Origin of the sequence: Proteus sp. PR00208 (assembly GCF_016238545.1) — a bacterium.
Lineage (GTDB): Bacteria > Pseudomonadota > Gammaproteobacteria > Enterobacterales > Enterobacteriaceae > Proteus.
This window is the reverse complement of sequence record NZ_JAEHQE010000009.1, coordinates 1-22,160: the sequence shown is the minus strand read 5'-3', so window position 1 is coordinate 22,160 and position 22,160 is coordinate 1. Positions and strand designations below refer to the sequence as shown.

The 22,160-nt window shown below is 40.8% G+C and carries 27 protein-coding genes, 1 tRNA gene and 1 riboswitch; of the genes, 25 read left to right on the top strand and 3 right to left on the bottom strand.

Annotated elements, in window-relative coordinates:
- Genes JEP36_RS08125 through JEP36_RS08035 form a run of 20 tightly spaced genes read left to right on the top strand, consistent with a single transcriptional unit; the run spans nt 1 to nt 14,757 of the window.
- Complete coding sequence (locus JEP36_RS08125) at nt 1–432, top strand: hypothetical protein (RefSeq protein ID WP_198630067.1); 432 nt, start codon at nt 1–3, stop codon at nt 430–432.
- Nucleotides 426–878, top strand: a complete 453-nt coding sequence (locus JEP36_RS08120) for a head completion/stabilization protein (protein ID WP_198630066.1) — start codon at nt 426–428, stop codon at nt 876–878. The genes JEP36_RS08125 and JEP36_RS08120 overlap by 7 nt, the downstream gene beginning before the upstream one ends.
- Nucleotides 875–1,366, top strand: coding sequence for a phage tail protein (locus JEP36_RS08115; protein ID WP_109373038.1), 492 nt, complete (start codon nt 875–877; stop codon nt 1,364–1,366). Before JEP36_RS08120 ends, JEP36_RS08115 begins: the two co-directional genes overlap by 4 nt.
- The gene (locus JEP36_RS08110; protein ID WP_198630065.1) at nt 1,363–2,061 is read left to right on the top strand and encodes a hypothetical protein; all 699 of its coding nucleotides are present in this window, start codon (nt 1,363–1,365) and stop codon (nt 2,059–2,061) included. Before JEP36_RS08115 ends, JEP36_RS08110 begins: the two co-directional genes overlap by 4 nt.
- A gap of 14 nt (nt 2,062–2,075) precedes the next feature.
- A complete protein-coding gene (locus JEP36_RS08105) occupies nt 2,076–3,194 on the top strand; it encodes a DUF2586 domain-containing protein (RefSeq protein ID WP_198630064.1) in 1,119 nt (372 codons plus the stop codon).
- Nucleotides 3,194–3,646 carry a DUF2597 family protein gene (locus tag JEP36_RS08100; protein WP_036907273.1) on the top strand — a complete coding sequence of 151 codons (453 nt, stop codon included), beginning with the start codon at nt 3,194–3,196 and terminating at the stop codon, nt 3,644–3,646. Before JEP36_RS08105 ends, JEP36_RS08100 begins: the two co-directional genes overlap by 1 nt.
- Before the next feature lie 17 nt (nt 3,647–3,663).
- Complete coding sequence (locus JEP36_RS08095; protein ID WP_060554727.1) at nt 3,664–3,957, top strand: phage holin family protein; 294 nt, start codon at nt 3,664–3,666, stop codon at nt 3,955–3,957.
- Nucleotides 3,954–4,286, top strand: a complete 333-nt coding sequence (locus tag JEP36_RS08090) for a M15 family metallopeptidase (RefSeq protein WP_123822327.1) — start codon at nt 3,954–3,956, stop codon at nt 4,284–4,286. The genes JEP36_RS08095 and JEP36_RS08090 overlap by 4 nt, the downstream gene beginning before the upstream one ends.
- The gene (locus JEP36_RS08085) at nt 4,286–4,660 is read left to right on the top strand and encodes a hypothetical protein (protein ID WP_198630063.1); all 375 of its coding nucleotides are present in this window, start codon (nt 4,286–4,288) and stop codon (nt 4,658–4,660) included. Before JEP36_RS08090 ends, JEP36_RS08085 begins: the two co-directional genes overlap by 1 nt.
- A complete protein-coding gene (gene lysC / locus JEP36_RS17925) occupies nt 4,554–4,772 on the top strand; it encodes an Rz1-like lysis system protein LysC (RefSeq protein WP_232805433.1) in 219 nt (72 codons plus the stop codon). The genes JEP36_RS08085 and lysC overlap by 107 nt, the downstream gene beginning before the upstream one ends.
- Nucleotides 4,769–5,038, top strand: a complete 270-nt coding sequence (locus tag JEP36_RS08080; RefSeq protein WP_109373044.1) for a putative phage tail assembly chaperone — start codon at nt 4,769–4,771, stop codon at nt 5,036–5,038. Before lysC ends, JEP36_RS08080 begins: the two co-directional genes overlap by 4 nt.
- 44 nt (nt 5,039–5,082) lie before the next feature.
- Nucleotides 5,083–5,226 (top strand): DUF6890 family protein, encoded by a 144-nt coding sequence (locus JEP36_RS08075; RefSeq protein ID WP_192940817.1) that lies wholly within the window; start codon nt 5,083–5,085, stop codon nt 5,224–5,226.
- A complete protein-coding gene (locus tag JEP36_RS08070; RefSeq protein WP_198630062.1) occupies nt 5,226–7,742 on the top strand; it encodes a phage tail tape measure protein in 2,517 nt (838 codons plus the stop codon). Before JEP36_RS08075 ends, JEP36_RS08070 begins: the two co-directional genes overlap by 1 nt.
- A gap of 11 nt (nt 7,743–7,753) precedes the next feature.
- On the top strand, nt 7,754–8,089 hold the full coding sequence (locus tag JEP36_RS08065; protein ID WP_198630061.1) for a DUF2590 family protein: 336 nt from the start codon (nt 7,754–7,756) through the stop codon (nt 8,087–8,089).
- Nucleotides 8,079–9,263: a baseplate J/gp47 family protein gene (locus JEP36_RS08060; protein WP_198630060.1), complete on the top strand. Its 1,185-nt coding sequence runs from the start codon at nt 8,079–8,081 to the stop codon at nt 9,261–9,263. The genes JEP36_RS08065 and JEP36_RS08060 overlap by 11 nt, the downstream gene beginning before the upstream one ends.
- Complete coding sequence (locus JEP36_RS08055; RefSeq protein WP_159364089.1) at nt 9,256–9,813, top strand: phage tail protein; 558 nt, start codon at nt 9,256–9,258, stop codon at nt 9,811–9,813. The genes JEP36_RS08060 and JEP36_RS08055 overlap by 8 nt, the downstream gene beginning before the upstream one ends.
- A gap of 3 nt (nt 9,814–9,816) precedes the next feature.
- On the top strand, nt 9,817–11,820 hold the full coding sequence (locus JEP36_RS08050; protein WP_198630059.1) for a phage tail-collar fiber domain-containing protein: 2,004 nt from the start codon (nt 9,817–9,819) through the stop codon (nt 11,818–11,820).
- Nucleotides 11,821–11,828: 8 nt separating this feature from the next.
- The gene (locus JEP36_RS08045) at nt 11,829–12,551 is read left to right on the top strand and encodes a hypothetical protein (RefSeq protein WP_198630058.1); all 723 of its coding nucleotides are present in this window, start codon (nt 11,829–11,831) and stop codon (nt 12,549–12,551) included.
- Nucleotides 12,523–13,107 carry a baseplate complex protein gene (locus JEP36_RS08040; RefSeq protein WP_161752052.1) on the top strand — a complete coding sequence of 195 codons (585 nt, stop codon included), beginning with the start codon at nt 12,523–12,525 and terminating at the stop codon, nt 13,105–13,107. The genes JEP36_RS08045 and JEP36_RS08040 overlap by 29 nt, the downstream gene beginning before the upstream one ends.
- A gap of 3 nt (nt 13,108–13,110) precedes the next feature.
- The gene (locus tag JEP36_RS08035) at nt 13,111–14,757 is read left to right on the top strand and encodes a hypothetical protein (RefSeq protein ID WP_198630057.1); all 1,647 of its coding nucleotides are present in this window, start codon (nt 13,111–13,113) and stop codon (nt 14,755–14,757) included.
- A 769-nt stretch (nt 14,758–15,526) separates the two neighbouring features.
- Here JEP36_RS08035 and JEP36_RS08030 read toward each other — a convergent pair.
- A tRNA-Lys gene (locus JEP36_RS08030) sits at nt 15,527–15,602 on the bottom strand.
- 260 nt (nt 15,603–15,862) lie between these two features.
- Here JEP36_RS08030 and cycA point away from each other — a divergent pair.
- From cycA to JEP36_RS08015, 3 genes are all read left to right on the top strand, one after another.
- The gene (cycA, locus tag JEP36_RS08025; protein WP_198621008.1) at nt 15,863–17,275 is read left to right on the top strand and encodes a D-serine/D-alanine/glycine transporter; all 1,413 of its coding nucleotides are present in this window, start codon (nt 15,863–15,865) and stop codon (nt 17,273–17,275) included.
- A 175-nt stretch (nt 17,276–17,450) separates the two neighbouring features.
- Complete coding sequence (locus tag JEP36_RS08020; protein WP_100160390.1) at nt 17,451–17,885, top strand: universal stress protein; 435 nt, start codon at nt 17,451–17,453, stop codon at nt 17,883–17,885.
- Nucleotides 17,886–18,099: 214 nt separating this feature from the next.
- Nucleotides 18,100–18,918: an MBL fold metallo-hydrolase gene (locus tag JEP36_RS08015; RefSeq protein WP_198630056.1), complete on the top strand. Its 819-nt coding sequence runs from the start codon at nt 18,100–18,102 to the stop codon at nt 18,916–18,918.
- A gap of 191 nt (nt 18,919–19,109) precedes the next feature.
- Here the strand turns inward: JEP36_RS08015 and JEP36_RS08010 are convergent, their stop codons facing one another.
- A complete protein-coding gene (locus JEP36_RS08010; protein ID WP_198621010.1) occupies nt 19,110–19,556 on the bottom strand; it encodes a universal stress protein in 447 nt (148 codons plus the stop codon).
- A 235-nt stretch (nt 19,557–19,791) separates the two neighbouring features.
- On the opposite strand from JEP36_RS08010, the gene psiE reads away from it, so the two are divergent.
- Nucleotides 19,792–20,205: a phosphate-starvation-inducible protein PsiE gene (gene psiE / locus JEP36_RS08005; protein ID WP_023581865.1), complete on the top strand. Its 414-nt coding sequence runs from the start codon at nt 19,792–19,794 to the stop codon at nt 20,203–20,205.
- A gap of 146 nt (nt 20,206–20,351) precedes the next feature.
- Nucleotides 20,352–21,167 (top strand): 23S rRNA (guanine(745)-N(1))-methyltransferase, encoded by an 816-nt coding sequence (rlmA, locus tag JEP36_RS08000; protein WP_109374203.1) that lies wholly within the window; start codon nt 20,352–20,354, stop codon nt 21,165–21,167.
- Nucleotides 21,168–21,258: 91 nt separating this feature from the next.
- Here rlmA and mntP read toward each other — a convergent pair whose 3' ends face one another.
- Nucleotides 21,259–21,846, bottom strand: coding sequence for a manganese efflux pump MntP (mntP, locus tag JEP36_RS07995; RefSeq protein WP_109374204.1), 588 nt, complete (start codon nt 21,844–21,846; stop codon nt 21,259–21,261).
- Between the two features lie 59 nt (nt 21,847–21,905).
- A riboswitch (yybP-ykoY riboswitch) is annotated at nt 21,906–22,044 on the bottom strand.
- Nucleotides 22,045–22,160: the final 116 nt, after the last annotated feature.

The following is a 22,160-nucleotide window of genomic DNA, read 5'->3' as shown; positions in this document are numbered from 1 at the left end:
ATGAAAGGGAAGATATTACGTTGGGTTATCGTTCTGTTATTTTCAATCCCGTTGTTAACGGGGGTTTTAACGCAGAACGAAAGTCTTTTAAATATTGGTGTGTCAATGGCTTGGATTACTGTGTTATTGGCTTTGTTTTGTAGCAGTTTTGTTTTTATTGCTTGGTATGCAGTTTCATTTATCAAAAATTTACCTGAAAAAAACAAAAGTGAATTAAGTAAGCTTTTCTTTGAGGTGACAAACACACCTAAAAATAGATTTTTCTGGTTATTCCTCGCCAGTGACATTGTTGGAATTATCTGTCTGATTTTATCGGGTTGGATTATTACCGCGATAGCCTTCATCTTTGTCTATTTTTTGAGTCAATTAATAAAGCATTTTTCTTTAGATGCACTCGATACCTTGAATAAAACGAGTACAAGTGAATGTTAAACGGTAATAGCGTTACTTATCAAAACGAAACACTGGCGAATGATGAATTTTGGCCTGATTTAAATTTAGGTGATTTTCAAAAAAGTCGCGCTATTCCTGCCAATATCGATGCCGATTTTATTGCTGATGCATTACTAACCACAGTCACAGAAATTAATTGTGAATTAAAAGACGTAAAAAGTTATTGGCTATCAAAAGGTATTAATCAGGCAAAAGACGCACCAGGCGCAAAAATAAAAGGCGTTAATGCTCTTTGTGCGCAGTATAAAAAAGCGGTGTATGCCAGGGCAAAAGCGGATTTATTGGGCGAATATTTGTCGATTGTCAGTCGAGCGCCCAACCCACAGCAAGAAAGCGACGAATTACGGTCACGATTATTAGCGGAATCAACTTTTGTTATTCGCAATATGAAACAGTTGCCTCGCGTTACGGTGAAAATGATATGACCCGACTACAAAAATTGACTGCGTTCTTACGTGCAAATTTGCCTGAATCATTATTTGCGACGGAATTTAGTAGCGAAATGGATGATATTGAGTTTAAACCTGCTCACAGTGATTTAGGTAAAGATGAGTCGGATAAAGAACAATATCAAATGTTAACGCAAGAATATGAGGCCGTGATTGCTTGGGGACGTTGGCCGTATCGTGAGGTTGATGCACGTTATATTCCTGTATTGATTGAAGCTTGGCGTCAAGAGTTAGAAACGGATCTTACTGAACCTGATTTTGATGATGAACAGCCAACCATGAGTGTGGATGTGATTGACGATAATATTGCGATGGTCATTGTCACCCTTAAATTAAGTGATGCCATTGTGTTAAAAGAAGATGAAAAAGGCATGGTGCCTTTTAATGATAAACGTTACTCACTCGCCAATCCTGAAGTGTTATTTGCTGAAAATATTGATGTGATCCCCCGTGGTGTGAAATGAGCATTCAAGGGCAATTAAACGCAGAGCAACTAAAAAAATTACGGGCACAGCTCAAAGAATTGGAATTACCGCCGAAAAAGCGCCAGCGGTTACTTTGGCGAATTGCGAAATACGGTGTGATTGTTGCTTCAAAACGCGCGGTAAAAAACCAGCAGACACCTGATGGTGAGGCATGGCAAGGGCGACACGGTAATTACAAAAAAAAGATGCTCCGTAAAATGCCTAAACTATTAAAAATTCGCGAAATTCCCGAAAAAGGCATAGTCCGTATTTATCTCGGGGGCGGAAATTATCGCAATGGCAGTAAACCTGTGGGTGCTGGTGTCGTGGGATATAGCCAGCAATATGGTATGACAGCAAAAATTAGTCGTAAAAATGCCAACGATAATAATATCCGAAAAGCAACGAGTGAGAAGAAGCCAGAGCCTACCGCAACACCGAAACAAGCCAAAAAACTACGGGCATTGGGCTATAAAACCAAAAAAGGAAAGCGTTGGGTAAAGCCTCCTTTAAAAGAGATTACAGGAAAGATGCGTTTTTTTCAGGCGGGATTATTAATCCGTCTTTTACAAAATAAACCTAAAAAAACCAGTTGGGAGGTAGATATCCCCAGTCGTGAGTTTTTAGGTATCAGTGATGAAGACTTTATCAAAGCGTTAGAGAGACAACTTCAAGGCATCGGCTACGGTGCATAAAAAAGGAATTTACTATGTGGCCAACTGTTCAGGTTAATCAACATAACCAACTGCAAGGCGAAACAAAGGAAATTGAGCGCATTTTGCTGTTTATTGGTAAAGGAAAAACCAATGTCGGTAAAACTATTGCGGTCAATACGCAAACCGATTTCGATGAGGTGTTAGGAACGCCAGATAGCTCGTTAAAAAGTAACGTGTTATCGGCGATGCGTAATGCAGGTCAAAACTGGTCAGGCTATGTGCATGTATTAGCGGAAGATGCGGAAGAATTGGCATTTGTTGACGCGGTGATGGATGCACAAGCGGTTGCCAGTTGCGAAGGGTATGTATTAATTGGTGATGCAACAAAAGCCGTTATTCAATCGGCTAAATCCTTACGCTCTGATTTAATCGCAAAACACGGGCGCTGGTTATTTGCCATTTTAGGTGTCGGTGCAACGCAAGACGATGAAGCGTGGTCGGGCTATGTTGAACGCTTGTCTGCTTTATCAAAAGGGGAAGCGGAATCCGCCATTCAATTGGTGCCAATGCTTTGGGGAAATGAGGCAGGTGCTCTGGCTGGGCGATTATGTAACCGTGCGGTGACGATTGCAGATAGCCCTGCACGCGTTAAAACGGGCGCATTAACCGATTTAGGTAGTGCATATCTTCCATTAGACGGCACGGGAAAAAGCCTTGATTTAGCGACATTGCAAGCACTGGAAAAACAGCGTTTTAGTGTGCCGATGTGGTATCCCGATTATGACGGACTTTATTGGTCTGATGGTCGTACCTTAGATGTTGAAGGCGGTGATTATCAATCTATTGAGAATCTACGTGTCGTTGATAAAGTCGCGCGAACGGTGCGTATTCGTGCGATTGCTAAAATTGCTGACCGCAGTTTAAACAGCACACCGTCCAGCATTGAAGCCCATCAAGCCTACTTTGCTAAAGTGCTACGTGAAATGTCACGCAGTACGCAAATTAATGGGGTGAGTTTCCCTGGCGAAGTAAAACCACCGAAAGAAGGCGATGTGGTTATTACATGGAAAAACAAAAATAACGTTGAAGTGTATATCACGGTGCGAACTTATGAATGCCCGAAAGGGATCACCATTGGCATTCTGTTAGACACGTCCTTGGAGAATGAATAATGAGCGGGAAACGGATTTCGGGTCAGTCGATTGATTTTAATATCGACGGTGATTTAGTTCATGTTGAGAAAGTCAGTCTATCGATTACAGACAATACAGGTGTCGCTCAAACCAATGGGGTGCCTGACGGTTATGTGAACGGGGATGTATCGGCAGAGGGTGAACTGGAATTATCCACCAAATATTTAAATGTGATTACAGCAAAAGCCCGTAGTGCAGGCTCTTGGCGCGCTATCCCCTTAGTCGATTTGATGTGGTACGCAAAAGCAGGCACAGAAGAACTTAAGGTTGAGTCTTTCGGCTGTAAATTAAACGTCACCGATATTTTAGACGTTGACCCCAAAGGCGGGGCAGTCATGACGCATAAAATTAAATTTATCGTTACCTCACCGGATTTTGTGCGCATTAATGGCATTCCATATTTGGAATCAGAACTTACCGACAAACTGTAATAAAAGGATAGATGTTCATGGAAGAACATAATAAGACACTTATTTCTTTGATTATTATTGGCGCATTGATTGCCCTGGGCAAAATGATGACAGGTAATGAGCCGATTACGTTACGCCTTTTTATTGGGCGAATGATTTTAGGCTCTGCGGTTTCTGTTATGGCGGGGGCATTGTTGATTTGGATCCCCGGTATTTCTCCTTTAGCGATTACGGGGCTAGGTTCGGCATTAGGCATTGCAGGCTTTCAATTAGTGGAATTATGGCTGAAAAAACGGGGTAGTGACTTACTGACAGGGAAGTTGAAAAAATGACACTGGGTGAAAAACAACGCAAGTTTACTCGCATGATTGCGGACTTGATTATCTTTGCTTACGACAACGGTTATGAACTGACCTTTTCAGAAGCGTATCGCACACCAGAACAAGCAAAATTAAACGCTAAATCGGGCACTGGTATTAAAAACAGCTTACACACTCAGCGATTAGCCGTGGATTTCAACCTGTTTAAAGAGGGGGGTTATCTCACAAAGACAACTGACCATCAGCCCCTTGGCGAATATTGGGAATCCATTGGCGGTACGTGGGGCGGTCGTTTCAATGACGGTAATCACTACTCGTTAGAGCACAACGGCGTGAAATAATGAAACAAGCAACGGTGATTTTTTTCGCGTTTATTTTGGCTTTTTCGGCGGGCTGGCTGGTTAAAGGTTGGCATCAAGACAGTCTAGAACTGGTCGCATTAAAAACAGCTAATGAAGTCAATAACGCCAGTTTAAAGGCTCAACACGATTTAGCGAGTCAATCAGCAAGGACGTTAGAAAATAAATTGGAGGCACTCGCCAATGCGCAACCGCCTGAAATACGCACCGAAATTATTAAGCCTGTGTTCACTCACGTTTGTGTTAGTGATGATTTTATCAGGATGTACAACGACGCCATTGAGCGCACCGAACGTGCCTTATCAGGAAAATCTACTGACAAAATGCACGACAACTTTACCGAAACTAAACGGTAATACAGGGGCAGATTTAGCCACTGCATTATTAAAATACCATGAGATTTACGGAAAATGTGCCGTTCGGCACAACCAATTAACGGACGAAATTCGTCAAAGGATGGAAAAATGAGTACCAAGAAAAACACAATTACGTTGGTAGTTATGGGTAAAGAGCTAGTTTTTGAACCGAATATGACCGCATACAACGGCTGGTTAAACGAAATTTCGGCAACGGATAAAGTCGCGCCCACTGTAACTTATTTACGCCGAATTATTACCCCTGAAAGCAAAGAAGCCTTAACAGAGGTCTTAAATATCCCAGGTTCAGCGATGCAGCTACTTGAAAAAGTGAATTCAGAGTATGCACCTAAACTGGATATTGAACTAAAAAACTAACGGCGCGAGTCGATGCTGTTGAACGTAGTGCCCTCGAACAATACATGACGTTACGAAGGCACTATCTCCCTCATGAGCAGGATGATCTCGACAGTTTCGCCCGCGCAATTTGGCTAGATAACCACTTCACAGAAAATCACCGCATCGCGGTCGCAAATGGCATTGCATTAGCTTTCAAGGGTGAATGATGAGTACATTAGATTTTACACTCAGCATGATTGATAAAGTCACTCAGCCCTTGAAGGCAGTGCAAGCAGGCGTGACTCAATTTGCTGAAACCTCCCAAGAAGCGTTTAAAAATATCGCGGTCGGCGGAGCTGGCTTGGCTGGCTCTGTCTTTGCGTTAAAAAACGTTTTAGATCCCGCATTAGCTATTCAAGACGCCTTAGATATGGCGAAAGTCACAGGTGTAGACGATGGCGCGATGAAAAAAATTACCGATGATGCGCTGACCTTTAGTGCGCAATACGGTAAATCCGCGGTGCAATTCGTTGAATCTTCTCTTTCTATCCGAAAGGCCATTAGTGGTATTTCAGATAATGAACTCCCGCAACTGACCAAAATCAGCAACATTACGGCATCAGCACTAAAAACCACCGCCGAAGAATCCAATGCCTATATGGGGAAAATGTTTTCCCAATTTCAAGGCTATGCCGATAGCGTGGGCAAAGTGACGTTCGCGGAAGAGCTGGCAGGCAAGGCCGTTATTATGTCGCAAACGTTCGGCACCTCAATGGCTGAAATCACTGATTTGATGGAAGGCGCACGCTCTGCGGGGACGCAATTTGGGATTGGTATTGATGAACAGTTAGCGGTGTTAGGCGAGTTGCAACGCTCATTAGGCACAGAGTCCAGTGGCGCGTATGAGTCGTTCCTGTCAGGGGCAACGGACGGGGCGAAAAAACTCGGTCTATCGTTTGTTAATGCATCAGGGCAAATGCTGACGATGCCCGAAATGCTGGAGAAACTGCAAGGCAAATACGGCAAATCCATTGCAGGCAATTTAAAGGCACAAAAAGAAATAGAGGACGCTTTTGGCGATTCCGCTATTGTCGTTAAATCGCTGTTTAATAACGTCGAGGTATTACGTAAAAACATCACGGCATTAGGCGGTGACGACGGGATGAAACGTGCCACAGAAATGGCGAGTATGTTAGCCAATCCGTGGGAACGGTTATTGTCGATTTGGGAGTCTATCCGTATCGCGGTCGGCATGACTCTGTTACCTGTGATTGTGCCTCTGATTAATAAAATTGCTGATATGGGGCAAATGCTCGTCCGTTGGTTAACATTATTTCCCAATATTGCGCGTGCCATTGGTTATGTGGTGACGGGGTTTATTGCATTCACGGCAATGGGTGCGATGGCGAATATCGTGCTGGGTATCGGTCGGTTGTTATGGGTTGGTATTTTGCCGTTGTGGAAAACGGGCGGGGTGTTGCTCTCACTGATGAAAGGTAAATACGATTTAGTGACGAAAGCCACAGGCTTTTTTAGTAGTTCTCTCGCCAAACTGACGGGGTTTTTAAATACCACAAAAATTGCCTCTTTTGCCACCGCGCTGGGATTTACCTCTATCACATGGCCAGTTTTATTATTAATCGGCTTGTTTGCCCTGATTGCGATCGCAGTTGTGAAATTTTGGCAACCTATCAAGGCCTTTTTTAAAGGTTTTGTGCAAGGCTTTTTAGAGGCCTTTGACTCTATGTCGCCCGTCGGTTCCATGTTTGACGACATCGGCAAAGCGTTGGGTGTTGTGTGGAAAGCGGTCAAAACGGTTTTCAATTGGTTTACGGATTTACTTACCCCTATTGAGTTTTCAGAAAAGACACTGAATAAAACCACGATTGCGGGGCAGGCGTTTGGTAAGAGTGTGGCGAAAGCGATTGAACTATTGTCGTGGCCATTGCGCATGACCATCAAAGGTGTGGGCTTGATTATCACCGCATTTATCAATGCATCGAAATGGATTTCTCAAACGTGGAATGACTTAAAAAATAACATCATTACAGCATGGAGCGAGACGGTTCAATTTTTAGAGCGTATTTCTCCCGTTAGCGTATTTGCCAGTTTTTGGGATTCCGTTACTCGCATGACAAATTTGATGTATGCAGGGATTGCCCAAGGTTGGGATGCGGTGTGCCAATGGTTTTTCTCATTGTCACCTGTGAAAGCCTTTATTGCGATTTATAACACGGTGTCGCAACTGTTTGCCGATTTATGGAATGTGGTCGCAGGCGGTTGGGATGCGCTTTGCGGTTGGTTTGAAAACTTCTCTATCGGTGACACGTTTAACGGTATTTCAGATTCTATCAAGGGCGTTTTTGATGGGCTTTGGACATGGTTAAGTGACAGTTTTAACGGCGTGTTTAATGCGGTGGCTAGCAAATTAAATTATCTCCCTGGCGTGAATATTGATTTAAAAGAAACCGAAACCGCTGTCGTCAATTCGGCATTGCCAAATGTGCCGATTCAACCTGATTTTAATGCCATTAATCAAAATCAACCTAACCGTCGTTTTGATTATCAGCCGTCATTATTAACGGGCGGGGATTTAAAAGGCATTAATAAAGGCGGTTTAAGCAAAGAAATTAATAACAATCAAACGAGTGTTGATAATCGCAGACAATACGGAAATATCACGATCAACAATGGCAATGTGATGTCACCTGCGGATTTGGAAGAGTGGAGCGCGCTTAATTAAGGATATAGGCCATGGAACAGGCGAAATACATTGATTTACTGATAACCGAGCGTGACTTTACGCTCAATGCAGGCTTTGAGCCAATATTGTGTGATAACCGCCAAAGTATCACACAAGACATTGCGCATGCGATTATTGAAAGTGGTTTAGCGACACAATTAGTCGCCGAACGTAGCCCCACCTTACGCGCCGATATTCGGATGCAAATTGTGTTACTGGTTGAAGATGATGTGCGACTGATTCCAGGCACCATTATCGTTGATGAAGAAAACGTAAAAAAATTATGGGTGACCGCAGACACTTATGATTTTGGCCGTCTTAGTGTCGGGGTGAATTATGGCGAATAAACAACGTCCACAAATTGACTACGAGTCAGCATTAAAAGAAAACGGCATGCCCATTACTACCGATGAAATTAATCAGCAATTTAACGACATTGTGAAAGAAGAAGGCTTAATCACCAATACTTCCAATATGTCACCGTTTTGGCGTTTGATTAATACCATCGTGACAACGCCCGTTCAGTGGCTAAAAGATGCCCTGATTAATTTGGTGTTCACCAATATGTATCTGGCTACTGCATCGGGGACGTGGCTAGAAATGTTTGCCTGGGGCGTTAATCTGCAACGCAAACCTGCCACCAAAGCCAAAGGGCAAGTGCGCTTTTATCGCGTTGCAGGACAAAACAGTGTCACGGTGCCAAAGGGCACCATCGTGCAGACAGAGCGCATTAACGGGCAGATTTACAGTGTGGTGACTACGGAAACGGTCACAATTGAAAAAGAGTCAGCCTTGATTGCGGTTGATGCGAGCGAAGCAGGCGGAGCCTTTAATCTCGCGCCAGGCTATTTCCGCATTTTACCCGTTGCCGTGCCAGGTATTGAACGGGCGCAAAATGAAGAAAACTGGTTGTTAGTGCCTGGTGCGGATAAAGAGAGTGATGATGATTTACGTGATCGTTGCCGTAACCAATATAATTTAGTGGGGAACTATCATACTGACGCGGTATATCAAGGGATGATTGCCAGCGTGGTGGGTTTGAGCATTGACCGTATTTTCTTTTTGCATGATGCGCCTCGAGGCGCAGGCACCGCCAATGCCTATTTATTGTTAGACAGTGGCGTGATCAGCCAGCCCTTTATCGACAAAGTAAATGATTACGTCAATACACAAGGGCATCATGGGCACGGTGATGATATGCAGTGCATGCCAATGCCTGAAACGCAACACGCCATTACATTGACGGTGTATGTGGAAAATATCACCAACTTAACCGCCAATGAGCAGACCAAACTCAAACAAGATATTGAAAATCTGGTGCGCTGTGCGTTTCGTGAAAACACCAGTTATGACGTGAAAAAAACATGGCCATACTCGCGTTTTTCATTTTCCAATTTAGGGCGTGAAATTCACCGCCATTTTACCCTGGTCGATTCCCTGCAATTTAATCAAACGGACATCATCAGTGAATTGAGTGTGCCCCGTTTAAAATCGCTGACGGTGGAGCTACAAGATGCCTGATTTCAAGGAACGATTAAACGGCTTAAATTTGCCGTCATGGATGAACAAAGGCGAACCCGCAAAACTGTTAAATGCGGTACGTAAATTCTGGTCAGGTGTTTATGACTGGATGTTATGGCCACTCAAACAATTGGATGCAGAAACCTGTTCAGAAGAATTGTTATCGGTGCTTGCCTATCAGCGTGATATTCACCGTTTTAAAGGGGAGCCATTAGATTTATTTCGCAAGCGCGTAAAGTTTGCGTTTATTAATGCGCGTGATGCGGGGTCGGTCAGTGGCTTTATTGCCATTTTTGAGCGCCTCGGTGTGGGCTATGTCGAGCTGTTAGAGCGTCAGCCTGATATTGATTGGGACGTCATTATTTTACGAGTCAGTGACGGACAAATCGCAGGCAACCCCGATTTATTGATGGGCATTATTCGCCAGTATGGGCGCACGTGTCGCCGTTATCGTTTTGAAGTGATCACCAATAATCAATTAGTGATGCGTTTTGGTTGGGCTGATTGTGAATATCAGACCTTTAGCGCGTCACTGTTACAAGGAGAGTAACAAATGTCACAATCTATTATTACAACGGCATTTGAGCGCTGGAAAGCCCAAGAGTCGATTGATGGAAACTTGATTGTGTTAGACGAATTTGTCTTTGCACATATCCCGAATTTAGAGATTGAAACGCCGATTGACCGTAATGAAGGCTTGCCCGATGCAAAATACATTGTGCATCGTCAAACGGTAAATAAAACGGGCGTCGTCAATCAAAATGCGGTGGCCTATTCGGTGACCATCGGTGCTGAAATTGGAGATTTTGATTTTAATTGGATTGGTTTATTAAATAAAAAATCGGGCACGGTGGCGATGATTGTGCACGCACCTACCCAACGCAAAATTAAAACCCAAGCGGGGCAACAGGGTAACGTGTTAACCCGCTCTTTCTTGTTGGAGTATTTAGGGGCAAGTAAAGAAACCGCCATTACCACGCCCGCCGAAATGTGGCAGATTGATTTTACCGCAAGACTTTCTGGCATAGATGAAATGCAACGCCTGATTAATACCGACAGTTACGGTGAAGCCTCATTTTTGGGTGATGCTTTTTTAGTGAGTAAAACAGGGAATCAATATTTTGTCACAAAAGGTATTGGTTACATTGGTGGATTACGAGCGGAATTAACCTCAAATCAAAATATTACCGTACCCGCGGAAAATACTAAGGTTTATGCCGATGTGAGTTACCAGGGAAATATTACCAGTCGTTGGCAAACCCATATTCAACTGACCGTTAAGCCTGATTTAAAAAACACTATCGATAACGCGGGTTTTGCGCATTTTGTATTTGCGATCGCGTCGATTTCAGCAGATGGGAAAATTACCGATTTACGCCCTAAAGGAACACTGGATTTTCAACAATTAGATGATGCGTTAAAAGCGCACGAAAAATCCCGTAATCATCCCGATGCGACGTTGACGGCAAAAGGATTTACCCAACTAACGGATAAAACGGGCACTAGCCAGGCATTAGCTTCGACACAAAAATTAGTGACTGATTTGCATAATAGCGCCATGGCTTCAGCAAAGTCGGCGAATGACAATGCCAATACCCGATTACCATCAACAGGAACGGCTGTTGCCTCGCAAAAACTGGCAACACCGCGCAAAATTTCGGGGGTGCCTTTTGATGGAACACAAGATATTACGTTAACGGCGGGAAATGTGGGGGCAGCTACGCCCGCACAAGTGAATGAAGCCAAAACGATGGCCACCAATGCACAAAATACGGCAAATAGAGCGGAGACTAAAGCCGATAATGCCCAAGGAACGGCAAATAGAGCCGAGACTAAAGCCGACAATGCCCAAAAGACAGCCAATGACGGCGTGAGTAAAGCCAATACCGCCCAAACCACAGCCAATAATGCCAATACCAATGCCAATGGTCGTGTGCCTAATACCCGTAAAGTGAATGGTAAGGCATTAAGTACTGATATTACGTTAACGGCTGGCGATGTGGGCGCATCCACGCCCGCACAAGTCAATGAAGCCAAAACCATGGCGACTAATGCACAAAATACGGCAAACAGTGCCGTCACTAAGGCTGATAATGCCCAAAGAACTGCCAATGACGGCGTGAGTAAAGCCAATACCGCCCAAACCACAGCGAATAATGCGAACACCAATGCGAATAGTCGTGTACCCAATACTCGTAAAGTCAATGGCAAACAGCTGAATACGGATATCACATTAAATGCGGGAGATGTGGGGGCACTGACAGAAGGGCAGGCAAATAATTTATACCTACCCAAAAAATGGATTGGGAGTATTCATAAAGGGCAAATAAATGAAGGGGAGTCTGTGAAAGTTTCGCATGATGTTAGGTGTCGCTCTCTCTATATTCGCACAGATAGAGCAGATATAGGTGTAACAGAAATTCGTATTCCAGCGGATAACATTTTAGTCACTATCAATAATGGTGATAGATGGACTCGAATGAAGACAACAGAAAACGGAACCAGAATTCATTTAGTTGCATCTACGCTAATGATTTTAGAAATCTATTTGATGTGAGGTTGATAATGAAATGGCAACGTAAGCAGTTTTCACTATCAGGCGATTTAACGGGTATTAGATGTTCATTATTGCCCGTTCATCCCTTTATTTATGGTGTCGGACAGAATACCGCCACAGGCAGTTATTTAAGCCCCACCAATGCGATTAATTATATTGCGAATAAAATTCAGGGGGCGGGCGACGTTGATATTGTGGTGACGATGATTTGCGCCCGTACTCATGACGAGTTTATCAATGCAATTCAAGCCTTTTCGGGTGTATTGCCTTTGCCTGTTTTTAGCCAAGTTGAACGTATGGCCAAAACAGCCGAAAGCCTGAATATCACCAAAATGCAGATACCCTCTAAGGCACTGGCGGGTATTCCTGAACCTCAAACGTTATCAACGAATAATAGCCGTGCAGTGGTTAATGCGGGATTAATTGAAAAGGCAAAAAGTGAAGCCTCAAGCGGGGCAAGTGTTGCAGGGTTACTTTCCAGCGTAAAAGGATTTGCGGAAAGTCGAAAAAACATTTTGCAAGACATGGCTGATTCATTGGCAAGCTTGCTGGGAAAATCAACCCCTGTTTGGGTGTTCCAGGGAAAAGGTAACGGCGCAGAATTAGCGGATAAAATGAAAAAAGAAATCCCTGAACAAGATGCGGTTTATACCTTGGCCACATTGTTTGCGGGCGATATTGATGCAATCAAAGGAATGATGCATGACACAGATACCACTCAACGAAAATAACACACCGAAAGTCAGTCAAATCATTACGTTGGCGCTGGATGGTGAAGCTATCTTATTAAAAAATCTGACCGTCACGCCCTCGATGATGTACCAAGATAAAGACCAATCGGGGCAGTCCTCAAGCACCGTTAACAGTGAGCAGGGGATCAAACCTAAAGAGCTACGTATAACGGGTACTATTCCTTTCACTGAAGAAAAAACGCTAACCCGTTTATTTGCGTTAGCTGAAGCCAAAGAAAATGGATTATTAAAACGTTATCGGGTCGCCAACCGTATGGCCAGCGCGATTAATTTTCGTCTTGGCACATTTACCAATGGCATTGATGCATCAAAGATGGACGGCAAGCAAGCCTGGCAAATCACCTTTACCTTACGTGAGCATTTATCCGTACCCGAAAAGCGTGAGAGCCGTTCAGCAGGACAGGTTAAAGCCAAAACACAAAACATGAGTGATAAGCCGAAAGCTAATGGCGAAGGAACGCCAGAACAAGAGCAGGAATTGAGCTGGTTTGAGAAAAATGTGTTGAAGCCCGTTAATGATGCTTTGGGGGATTAAAAGATGAAACCGATTAATCGACTTTATTTATCGGGTGATGAAACGCACCTTGTTGACGTGAAAATGGTGCTGGAATTATCCCAATGTGGTCGTGGATTTATTACTGCTAAAACCGATACTGATTACACAGGTAAATTGGTGCGTCTTGATATTGGCTACACAGATTTACTATTACGGTATTTCACGGGCTACGTGGAACGTTCGCAACCGTCACAAAATGGTTTTCAAAAATTGTTCGTGCGCGAATTGGTTGGCGTATTCGACAGAATGTGGCCATGCTCTTTTCAACACCCAACTTTAAAACAGATCACCGACTATCTAAAAGAGCACAGCGGATTACATTTTGTGTTACCAGATGCTGAATATGTGAATACCCCAATCCCACACTACACCCATAATGGCACGGGCTATCAATTATTAAATAGCCTGGGCAAAGTCTTCAATATTCCTGATTACGTGTGGTATCAAACACCAGACGGTGACGTGTTCGTGGGAAGCTGGAGTGATTCATTTTGGAAAGATAAAGAGATTGAAATAGACAATCAGTTTTCTTCTGAACAACGTGCGGGTAATCAAATGACTATCCCCATGGTGCAAAGTTTACGCCCTGGTGTGAAAGTGAATGATAAACGCTTAGAGCGTGTGGCGCTGGATAACGACAATATGACGCTAACATGGATTAGCCCCGATGCGATTACAGGACGAGCCGAAAACCGCACCATAGCACAACAACAAATTGATAATGCCTACCCCGAGCTTTCGGCAGGATTGCACTTGCCGAAATTTGCCCGTGTTGAAGCACCCACCGAAAACACCACCGCGGGGGATATTTCTGATCCATTCAGACCAAAATATGCGGTTGATGTGCAAATGGTTGATGCCGACGGCAATGATGTGGCACCCGTTTATCACGCGGTGCCGTTACCGTTGCCCATGGCAGGCAATGAGTCGGGGATGTTTCAATATCCGCCTGTGGGTTCAATGGTTGAAATTGCATTTGAAAATGGTCGTGCAGATAAGCCCTTTATTCGCCAAGTGTTAAGTCATGGCAATACCTTGCCCGACATCAAGCCAGGTGAACAACTGCAACAGCAACGTCAAGAGGTATCACAACGGGTTACGCAGGACGGCACATGGCATCGTCAAACTGACCAGCAAATCATTGAAGAGTCGATGCACCGTGAAGTCAAAACAGACACAGAAAATCGCACCGTTATCGCCAGAGAAACCACCGTACAAGCTACCGATAAAACGACAGTCATTGGCACAAGTACGTTAATGGCGGGTGCCATTATGCAAATTGCTGAAGGTGACTTTAGCCAAGCAACGCAAGCCAATAAGGTTGTGGCGGTTGGTAAAAATATGACGGTTGATGTTGGTCAGAAACTGGAGGAAAAAATCGGGGCAGTGCGTTCGAGTATTGCAGGCGCGATGCAAAAAATCATGGCACCGGTTGTTTATTTGGGTAATGAACAATTGAATGTGATGCAGTGCATGTTAGATACGCTAGATGTCGTCAATGAGTTGGCCACACTCACGGCAAACCATACTCATAACAACACGGGCAGTCCATTAAATGCCTCAGCCATTAGCAACACAGGCACCAAATCAACAGGACTTAAACAGAAGTATTCACCTGTCATTGGGTGATAAAATCGTTACCATCCTTGCCCGCGCTTGCGGGCTTTTTTATACCCGTCAATATATCCACTTCTACGCCACGCTACGGCGTTCAATTCTCATAATACATCTGCATTAACTCAAAATGGATCGCATTGATAGCGTGCGACTGCGTGCGCATAATCCCCATGAAATAAAATCATTCACCACGTAATTCGCACTACTCCGCACCCGCCTGCACAATTTGGATCAAAAAAATATTTCAGTTTGAAATTTTTACAAAACATATAGCGAGGGCGCACGGTGATTGGGTTCTTTGCGTAGGCGTCAAACTGAAATGATTGTAAAAGATTTCAGGTTATTTCAGTTTGAGAGATAGAAAAAGGATCGCGATAAAAAAATAACGCATTGATAGTAAAAGAAATTTTATACTTTACGTGGGGTTGATGATCCACATTTTACGTGAGAGCATTTTAGAGAATATTTATTTTTCAGTGAGTTATATATTTTTGAAACTGAAATGATTAAGAAAATTTATTTTTGAGATGCTTGGTTAACATAGAGTGGATGTGAATGGATTATCTGGCTTTATTATTTTTAATAGTTTTTTATTCTGTATGTTTTTTATTAATTATTAAATTTATTACGACTAATTATTTTTAAATAAAATCGATAACTTTCGGCTTTCGGAAGGGAGAGATAAAAAAACTCGTGCGACACTTTTGCGACACTCAGCTATAAAAACAAAAAAGCCACTTATTTCTAAGTGGCGTAAATGTCTGATTTATCAGCTTAAATTTGGTGGGTCGTGGGAGGCTCGAACTCCCGACCAATTGATTAAGAGTCAACTGCTCTACCGACTGAGCTAACAACCCGATGCGCTGATTATTCTCCTCTCAAATGCGATGGTCAAGTGCTTATTTTGATTTTTTTTCAAATGGATAAAATATCGCCGATTAAATTAAAGAAAGGATCTTATCTGGTTATCAAAGCATCATTCATTTTACTAAAAGTGATCTTTTCATTACTTATACTGAGATTTGTGTCACAATAATTTCGCAAACATATTACCGCGTCAAAAAATAAAATAGCGGTAAAAACAACATCGAAAATATGAAAACACTTCAGGTATTGTATGGAAGATCAAACAGAAATTTCTCCTCCCGCTAGAGTGAAAAATGCCACTCTACAGCGCGGGCTAACAAATCGTCATATTCAATTAATTGCTATTGGTGGTGCTATCGGTACTGGTCTATTTATGGGATCAGGGAAAACCATTTCGTTAGCTGGACCATCAATTATTTTTGTTTATATGATAATTGGCTTTGTCTTGTTCTTTGTGATGAGAGCGATGGGCGAGCTGTTGTTATCAAATTTAGAATATAAGTCATTTAGTGATTTTGCTGGTGATTTATTAGGGCCGTGGGCTGGTTTTTTTGTCGGCTGGACTTATTGGTTTTGCTGGGTCATTACGGGTATTGCCGATATCGTCGCTATAACGTCCTATATTAGTTATTGGGCTCCTAATTTTCCTGAATGGGGAACATCCTTTATTTGTGTGCTGACATTGCTTATTTTAAATTTAGCAACAGTCAAACTCTTCGGAGAAATGGAATTTTGGTTCTCCATGATAAAAATAACCGCAATTGTCTCTTTAATTATTGTTGGTATTGTTCTTATCAGTATTGGGTTTGAATCGCCAGCAGGACATACAGCAGCACTAGAGAATATTTGGAATGATGGGGGAATGTTCCCTAAAGGGTTAAGTGGATTTTTTGCTGGATTCCAAATTGCTATTTTTGCGTTTGTTGGGATTGAATTAGTCGGGACTGCGGCTGCAGAAACTCGTGATCCAGAAAAATCCTTGCCGAAAGCTATCAATGCTATTCCTATCCGTATTATTACTTTTTACGTATTAGCATTAGCAATTATCATGTCGGTAACTCCATGGCGTTCTATTTTGGCGGATAAAAGCCCATTTGTTGAGTTATTCGTTATGATAGGAATACCCGCAGCTGCAAGTTTAGTAAACTTCGTGGTATTAACGGCAGCAGCCTCTTCTGCAAATAGTGGGATATTTTCCACAAGCCGAATGTTATTCGGTTTATCTAAAGAAGGCGAAGCACCAAAACAGTTTAGCCAATTATCTAAACGTGCAGTACCTGCCAATGGACTGTTATTTACTAGCTTATGTTTGTCATGTGGAATTATATTAATCTACTTTATTCCTGATGTTATGCACGTATTTACCTTGGTAACAACAGTTTCTGCGTTATTATTTATGTTTATTTGGAGTATGATTTTATGCTCTTATTTGGCATATCGTAAAAAACGCCCACAATTGCATGAAAAGTCTATCTATAAAATGCCTTTGGGAATTATTATGTCGTGGCTGTGTCTTGCATTTTTTGCATTTATGACGTTGCTACTCGCTTTTGAACATGATACTCGCCAAGCATTAAGTGTGACTCCATTATGGTTTATTGCATTAGCAATTGGCTATCAGTACGTTAAAAAACGTAAACAAAAAATGGCAATAGAAAAATAAATTACGCATTCTTTTTTTATTAAATGTATAGCCTTATCAATCCATGATAGGGCTATTTTTTTAATTAAAAATTAGGTGTCATTCAAGTGAGTTAAAATATTTTTAGAATATGTTAACTATATCCAGCAATTTTTTAAAAATACACTATCCTACAATTAAAATAAAAGGAGACGGTATGTATAAGAATATTTTGGTTCCCATTGATATTGATGAAGATAACCTGATGAACAAAGCAATTCCGTTAGTGGAAAATATTGCAAAAAATGAAGATCCTTATGTTCACTTTTTGTATGTGTTACCTAAACTTCCACAATCTTCTTATTATCGACTTGTTATGAATGGCGATCAATTAGATCAAGGATGCTTAAAAACGTCAGCGGAAAAAGAGCTTAAAAAAATAATCGAACGTTTTGATTTACCTGATGACAGAATGCAAACTCACATTTGTATTGGTACACCACGAGATGCAATATTGCAGATTGCTGATGAGGTGAATGCGGATTTAATTGTGATTGGTTCGCATAATCCTGAAGATGATTCTTATCATATCGGTTCAACCGCCGCAGATATTACACGTTATGCAAAACGTTCTGTTATGGTAGTAAGATAATAGAGTCGTAAGATAACTCTAATGTGTTTATAAGTGAAAAATAAGAATATTTGCAGAGTTTAGTGATATCGCTGTTATGTTTTGTTCACACGTAACAGCGATTATGCGATTAAAAAGGTAAAGCAATCGCACAAATCAGCAGCTTTTATATTTGGAACAAATTCTTTTTTTAATTACTATTACGTTATCTCCTGATAATAATTAAAAAATCCCTATGTTAACGATCACCGCATTACTAGAAAACAAATCGATTAATCCTGAACTTAACCATTATCCTGGTTTATCATTATTGTTAGAAGATGATGAGTGCCAAGCTAAAATTCTCTTTGATACTGGAAAAGACCTTACCTTTATTTCAAATGCAAAAAAAATGGGTATTGATTTAACCACATTGAAAACGATTGTTGTGTCTCATGGGCATTATGATCATTTTGGTGGACTTACACATTTGTCAGCAGATTTTTTCACCCATAAACCACGAATTATCGCCCATCCTCATTTATTTTCTGTTCGCTATTCAGCCCTTTTTTTAGGTAATAAAAATATTAAATTTAAACGTTTAGCACCTTTATTTGATCGAGCAAAACTCGAAGCGCAGTTTTCTTTTGAATTAACACAAGCACCGTTAGTAATCGAAAAAAGTTTTATCTATTCGGGACAAGTGACTCAACGTCAAGTGAATAAACGCTATGGTGTTATTATTTATGAATCAGGTGAAGAAGATGATTATGTTCTTGATGATAGTTTTCTTGTTTGGCAAGGAAAAAAAGGCCTAGTGATTATCACTGGTTGTAGTCATTCTGGTATTGAATCTATCATTGAGCACGCGAAAAAAATAACCGGAAATAACCAAATTCAAGCGATTGTCGGGGGATTGCATTTACGTTGTGCAACACCATTTGATTTACAGCGTGCTAAAAAAGCCATAGATGAAAATATTGATGTGTATGGATGCCATTGCACTGGGGTATTAGGGCGAAAATATCTTAATGCGAAAGATTTCAATGCAGGACAATCTTTATCTTTTGAGTAGTATTTAATAGAACGAAGTCTATTGAAAGAGACGAAATTTTTGTTTTTTTGGTTTGCATTCTAACAAAATAAGCTATTGAAACAAAAAAATTAAAGTGCATTTAGTGCTATTTACAATGAAGAGAATAGTCGAATACTTATTGGCAATAAATAATATAACTTTATTGCCAAAAGGAAAGTGTTTTGGTGATTTTACTTGCGGATAACCATTACTGAACGCGACGTATTGTTTACAATATAATCCGCTGTCGAACCTAGTAAAATATTACGTTTATTGCGTGAACTTGAACCAATAATAATGGTATCTGCATCAATTTTATCTGCTAACTCTAGAATATTATAATTAGGCGTACCAATAACGGCATGGCATTGGTATTGCTCTTTGGGTAAGTTAAATTGTTGTTTTACGCATTGCTCTAATTTTTCAGTCAATAAAACTAAAGCTTGTTGCTTTTTCTCAATGACCGACGAGCTGTCACAATTAAGCCCATAAGCTTCTAAAGAGCGCAAATTAGGCATAACTGTAATGAAATGGAAATAATTTTCTGGTTTCCTAGCTAGGAAGTGAATATCTTCGATCATGCGCTGAATTCTGCTATCTTCTAATAAATCAATTGCAACGAGGTATTTGTTAGCCATAGTGTGCCTTTTCAATAAATTAGCCCTTAAATTAAGTATAAGTAAATCGGCTTATAAGTTGAAATTTAAAAGTAAATATTGCGATTATTGCATCATTATTCTTGTTTTTTTGGCTCTAAAAGATAAAAAAATGGTGTGGTGAATGCGTAAATCCATTAAAATTTAGTAAAATTGTCTAATAGATCTTTTATTATTATTACACATCACGGGATGATCCCACTAGGTTATAGTTTATATGAGAAAATCAAGCGAAGACTTACTGAAATGTATTGCCACTATATTACAGTGGGTGCTTAATATTGGGTTACTTATTTTAGCGATTGTATTGGTCAGTTTTCTTATCAAAGAAACATATGTAATTGCTTCATTATTATTTAATTTAGGTGCAGAAGAGTCGTCTTATCAATTATTAGAAGGTATTTTGATCTACTTTCTTTATTTTGAGTTTATTGCACTTATTGTTAAGTATTTTTTATCTGGTGGGCATTTCCCATTAAGGTATTTTATTTATATCGGAATAACAGCAATAGTACGACTCATTATTGTTGAGCATAAAGACTCCGTTGATACGCTAATTCAATCAGGTGCAATATTGTTGTTAGTTATTGCGTTATTTATCGCTAACACTGAAAAACTAAAACGAACTTAATTCGCCTATAAGTTGTGCTTAGTAAGCTACTCAGCATAGAAAGCATGACTTAAGATTAAAAATAAAGAGTAAGGTTTTCCGCAAGATTGGGAGAGGTATGTTATTATCTCTCCCAATTCTATTCTGGGTTATACAAAAATATTACTATGTCTTATCAATGTCCATTATGTTATCAGGCGCTTTCTCTTCAAGCTCACAGTTGGGTCTGTGAAAATAATCATCAATTTGATTGTGCTAAAGAAGGGTATGTCAATTTGTTGCCAGTGCAATTTAAACGCTCAAAAGAGCCTGGTGATAGTGCTGAAATGATTAACGCACGCCGTGAGTTTTTAGATGCAGGTTTTTACCAGCCAATGCGAGATAAAGTGGCTGAGTTAATACAAACATTATTGCCTGAAGATAACAGTGTTGTATTGGATATTGGTTGTGGTGAAGGTTATTACACCAATCAATTTTATCAAAATCTAAAATTACATAATCCACAAGTTTATGGCTTAGATGTTTCTAAGGTTGCAATTAAATATGCAGCTAAACGTTATTCATCCATTCATTTTTGTGTAGCTTCAAGTCAACGTTTACCTTTTTGTGATGCTTCTTTAAATGCAGTTGTGCGTATTTACGCCCCTTGCAATAGTGATGAATTAGCAAGAGTCATTGTGCACAATGGTTATATTATTACTGTTACACCAGCCCCTCGTCACCTTTATCAGTTAAAAGCACTGATTTATTCAGAAGTACATCTTCATCCATTAAAAGAAGAACATTTTGATGGATTTAATAAAGTGTCTGAACATCAGGTTGCTTATATGATGAATTTAAACGGTAAGCAGGCTTTTGATTTATTACAAATGACGCCGTTTGCATGGCGTGCAAGCGAAGAAGTAAAACAGACATTAGCGGAAAGTAAAAACTTTGAATGTGAAACAGACTTTTTAATTCGAGTCTATCAACGTCATGCTTAATAATGTGAAATAACAATATTTTATTAAGTTAATAAAAAAGCTTAGGTCGTGATATTTCAAACCTAAGCTTTTTAATATGCTTTATTAGCGATTATTTGGCGTACATAAATAATTCTAAGTGTTCGAATACAATATTAAAGCCGATAGCAATTAATACGATCCCGCCAATAATTTCTGCTTTTTTTCCAAGTACTGGGCCAATGTAGCGCCCAATTAGCATACCCAGCGTAGCCATGATCATGGTCATCATACCAATCGTCATTGCGGTATGAACAATATTGACTTGAAGGAACGCTAAACCGACACCAATTGCCATTGCATCAAGGCTTGTAGCAATACCTGTGGCGATTAAAGACAGTGAGCCGTGGCGTTGTGGGGCTTCTTCTTCACAAGGACAATCATCGCCACGTTTTAAGCTTTGGTAAATCATCCGGCTACCAAGAACAAACAGTAATCCAAAGGCAACCCAGTGATCCCATTGAATAATATATTGGCTAGTATATAAGCCTATCGCCCAACCAATAACGGGTGTGCTGGCTTCAATAATACCGAATATAAATCCAGTGCGGAGTGCTTCGCGAAAACGAGGTTTGTGTAATGTGGCTCCTTTACAGACAGCAACAGCAAATGCGTCCATAGAAAGGGCAAGGGCGAGAATGATAGTAGCGTAGAAACTCATAATAAAGCCTCGGTTGGGGTATTTCCATATACACACAATTGACCCCCAACCAAAGAAGTACAATTATGTGTCTATGGTCTTGCCAACCGTATTACGGCATCTGCACCACGCTAGATGAAAATAAGCGAGTATGTTGATACAGATTTCTTAAAATAATTATTCTTATTTTAAGACAGGCTACTCCCCAATGACTTGGTGCAGAAGATAACATATTATTTTCGAAAGGCAACATATTATTTATTATATTTCAAAGATGATATTGATAATAATTATCATTATTAAATCAGATTGCTTTAAATATATTTTAAACGATC

Bases quoted from the DNA above. Each gene is read 5' to 3' on its own strand.
- JEP36_RS08095 (WP_060554727.1), top strand. From the start codon at position 3,664: ATGGAAGAACATAATAAGACACTTATTTCTTTGATTATTATTGGCGCA.
- JEP36_RS08060 (WP_198630060.1), top strand. From the start codon at position 8,079: ATGGCGAATAAACAACGTCCACAAATTGACTACGAGTCAGCATTAAAA.
- JEP36_RS08055 (WP_159364089.1), top strand. From the start codon at position 9,256: ATGCCTGATTTCAAGGAACGATTAAACGGCTTAAATTTGCCGTCATGG.
- JEP36_RS08040 (WP_161752052.1), top strand. From the start codon at position 12,523: ATGACACAGATACCACTCAACGAAAATAACACACCGAAAGTCAGTCAA.
- JEP36_RS08125 (WP_198630067.1), top strand. From the start codon at position 1: ATGAAAGGGAAGATATTACGTTGGGTTATCGTTCTGTTATTTTCAATC.
- JEP36_RS08110 (WP_198630065.1), top strand. From the start codon at position 1,363: ATGAGCATTCAAGGGCAATTAAACGCAGAGCAACTAAAAAAATTACGG.
- JEP36_RS08105 (WP_198630064.1), top strand. From the start codon at position 2,076: ATGTGGCCAACTGTTCAGGTTAATCAACATAACCAACTGCAAGGCGAA.
- JEP36_RS08085 (WP_198630063.1), top strand. From the start codon at position 4,286: ATGAAACAAGCAACGGTGATTTTTTTCGCGTTTATTTTGGCTTTTTCG.
- JEP36_RS08035 (WP_198630057.1), top strand. From the start codon at position 13,111: ATGAAACCGATTAATCGACTTTATTTATCGGGTGATGAAACGCACCTT.
- JEP36_RS08045 (WP_198630058.1), top strand. From the start codon at position 11,829: ATGAAATGGCAACGTAAGCAGTTTTCACTATCAGGCGATTTAACGGGT.
- JEP36_RS08075 (WP_192940817.1), top strand. From the start codon at position 5,083: ATGACGTTACGAAGGCACTATCTCCCTCATGAGCAGGATGATCTCGAC.
- rlmA (WP_109374203.1), top strand. From the start codon at position 20,352: ATGTCTTATCAATGTCCATTATGTTATCAGGCGCTTTCTCTTCAAGCT.
- cycA (WP_198621008.1), top strand. From the start codon at position 15,863: ATGGAAGATCAAACAGAAATTTCTCCTCCCGCTAGAGTGAAAAATGCC.
- JEP36_RS08080 (WP_109373044.1), top strand. From the start codon at position 4,769: ATGAGTACCAAGAAAAACACAATTACGTTGGTAGTTATGGGTAAAGAG.
- JEP36_RS08020 (WP_100160390.1), top strand. From the start codon at position 17,451: ATGTATAAGAATATTTTGGTTCCCATTGATATTGATGAAGATAACCTG.
- JEP36_RS08100 (WP_036907273.1), top strand. From the start codon at position 3,194: ATGAGCGGGAAACGGATTTCGGGTCAGTCGATTGATTTTAATATCGAC.
- mntP (WP_109374204.1), bottom strand. From the start codon at position 21,846: ATGAGTTTCTACGCTACTATCATTCTCGCCCTTGCCCTTTCTATGGAC.
- lysC (WP_232805433.1), top strand. From the start codon at position 4,554: ATGATTTTATCAGGATGTACAACGACGCCATTGAGCGCACCGAACGTG.
- JEP36_RS08090 (WP_123822327.1), top strand. From the start codon at position 3,954: ATGACACTGGGTGAAAAACAACGCAAGTTTACTCGCATGATTGCGGAC.
- JEP36_RS08050 (WP_198630059.1), top strand. From the start codon at position 9,817: ATGTCACAATCTATTATTACAACGGCATTTGAGCGCTGGAAAGCCCAA.
- JEP36_RS08115 (WP_109373038.1), top strand. From the start codon at position 875: ATGACCCGACTACAAAAATTGACTGCGTTCTTACGTGCAAATTTGCCT.
- JEP36_RS08065 (WP_198630061.1), top strand. From the start codon at position 7,754: ATGGAACAGGCGAAATACATTGATTTACTGATAACCGAGCGTGACTTT.
- JEP36_RS08015 (WP_198630056.1), top strand. From the start codon at position 18,100: ATGTTAACGATCACCGCATTACTAGAAAACAAATCGATTAATCCTGAA.
- JEP36_RS08070 (WP_198630062.1), top strand. From the start codon at position 5,226: ATGAGTACATTAGATTTTACACTCAGCATGATTGATAAAGTCACTCAG.
- JEP36_RS08010 (WP_198621010.1), bottom strand. From the start codon at position 19,556: ATGGCTAACAAATACCTCGTTGCAATTGATTTATTAGAAGATAGCAGA.
- psiE (WP_023581865.1), top strand. From the start codon at position 19,792: ATGAGAAAATCAAGCGAAGACTTACTGAAATGTATTGCCACTATATTA.
- JEP36_RS08120 (WP_198630066.1), top strand. From the start codon at position 426: ATGTTAAACGGTAATAGCGTTACTTATCAAAACGAAACACTGGCGAAT.